This is a genomic window from Enterococcus sp. ARL09-542 (genome assembly GCF_005234805.1).
GTDB classification, from domain to species: Bacteria; Bacillota; Bacilli; order Lactobacillales; family Enterococcaceae; genus Enterococcus_D; species Enterococcus_D gallinarum.
Genome location: NZ_QPQX01000045.1, coordinates 1 through 1,791, shown reverse-complemented (window position 1 = coordinate 1,791; position 1,791 = coordinate 1). Strand labels below are relative to the sequence as shown.

Annotated in this window: 1 protein-coding gene and 1 pseudogene; both read right to left on the bottom strand. The window is 39.4% G+C overall.

Translation table 11 applies throughout. The annotated features are described in order from the left end of the window. A pseudogene (locus DVW06_RS16750) lies at positions 1–265 on the bottom strand (phage tail protein); the annotation flags it as partial. Continuing rightward, positions 265–1,791 (bottom strand): phage tail domain-containing protein (locus DVW06_RS16745; RefSeq protein WP_137264918.1); only part of this gene is annotated, 1,527 nt, incomplete at its 5' end. The gene DVW06_RS16745 and the pseudogene DVW06_RS16750, both read right to left, overlap by 1 nt.

Here is a 1,791-nt window from a genome sequence, read left to right as displayed (position 1 = left end):
CTTTCGGATCGTGTTCAATTTCCATGATCGTCATAAAAATTGATTGGCCATTTTCATCTTTATACAAAATATAGTTCCCATAGTTGGCCATTGATTTGACTTGATCTCGTTCTTTAGCCGAAAAAATAAGCGTCCCCTCAAACGTTCGAGAGGCAGCGCTTATACTAAGAATATCTTGATCATTAAAAATTGAAATTGGTGCATCAGAACTGGTAGAGGCGATTCCCAATAAATTAAATTTTCGATCTGTAAAGTAAAAATCCATTAGATATATGCCCCCCTTAGTTCTACTTCAAAATCAAAAATATTTGCCCAACTACTAGCAACGGGTAAGAATGTTGTTGTCCCTGGCTCCACCGCAAATCGTTCCCAGGTATTGCCCAATGCATGAAGTTTAAAGTTTTCAAATCCGTTCAAAAATACCTTGCGATTTAAAACATCAATTTCCAAAACATCCCCATCATCAAATAGATTGGGTATATTAGTAAACGTTGTTTCGTTATCCCAATAAAATTTACAATCAGTCCATGTCATATATAGGGCATGCTCATTAGTCGGATCATCGCCCCATTTCTGAAACCAAGTGCAAAGTCCATCAATACCCACACCAGAAATTTCAGGTAAAGTTGCTGAAAAAACCTCCGCTTTTGAGGCAATAATTCCTTCACCGCTAAAAGCCTTCCACTTGGAAAATTTCCATTCCACGGTTGTATCACTCGTTCTTTGAATCTGAATCTCCCAGAAGCGACCAGTCCATTCTTTTCGGTCAAGTGTCAAACGTTTCTGGACTTTATCAAAACAACTGAATTCTACGATAAGCTCTTCTCTGACTCTTGAACTATCACGTATAACACAAGAAACAATACTTCCCAATGAACTATTCTGCAGAGTAAATGTCAAACGTCCGGAAGTAGTCTTAGTAGGTTCGAAGTCAAATCGACTTCTATATGTGAAGTTCCCAGTATCTAGATTGCTTGTATTTTTGGGAATGTCAGTATATAAGGTTGGTCCTGCCCAAACACCATCATGATTCTCTGGCCAGATTGGCATCACAACATCGGCTCTTGTTGTCCAATCAACGTCCCCGCCGATTTTGTTTGGCGTATCTGGATTTCCTCCATAGTTTGGGTAATCCGGTTTTGCCTTAGGACTGTTCAACTCAAATTTACTAGCATTATTCCTCATTGGAATACTGATGACTTTATCTGTTCGTTGCCCTTCAATCACATCAAGCTCTTCTGCATTACCAAATTGCAGAATACCGTCGTCTGGATTGACAACACCCACAAGACCATTTTCACCGTTCATAGTTGCCCTGAGAATTGGCCAAGCTTTATATGTTCCGTGATTTGTCACAGCAACATAATCGGCCAATTGAGCGGTTGGTTCGGCAAAATCTGCGAGCTTTTCCCCTAAGTTAAACTGCAGCTTTGAATAAGAAACTGCACTTCCTAATGCTAAACAGGTGATCAGATTTAGTGCCTTGGTATTTGGATTTGAAATAGTAAAATGAATATCTAGATTTTGGAAATTGCCCAAATTTAAAGCGGCAGGTTTCGCTTCATGAGAAGCAAGAACCTTACCGCCTGCATAATCTAATTCTTGAATCACCGCAACCGCACTTTTTGATCCGTTTGTATCTCCTTGCAACGCCTTATCTATTCTTAGTGCTACACGTCCCCAAACATTATCTCCTTGTTTTAGCTCAGGTAAATTCCGTGCTGTACTGTTGCTATTTTGCATGATATAAAAGCCGTTGTATTTTACTTCACCTTTATCAGCAATAGTGTT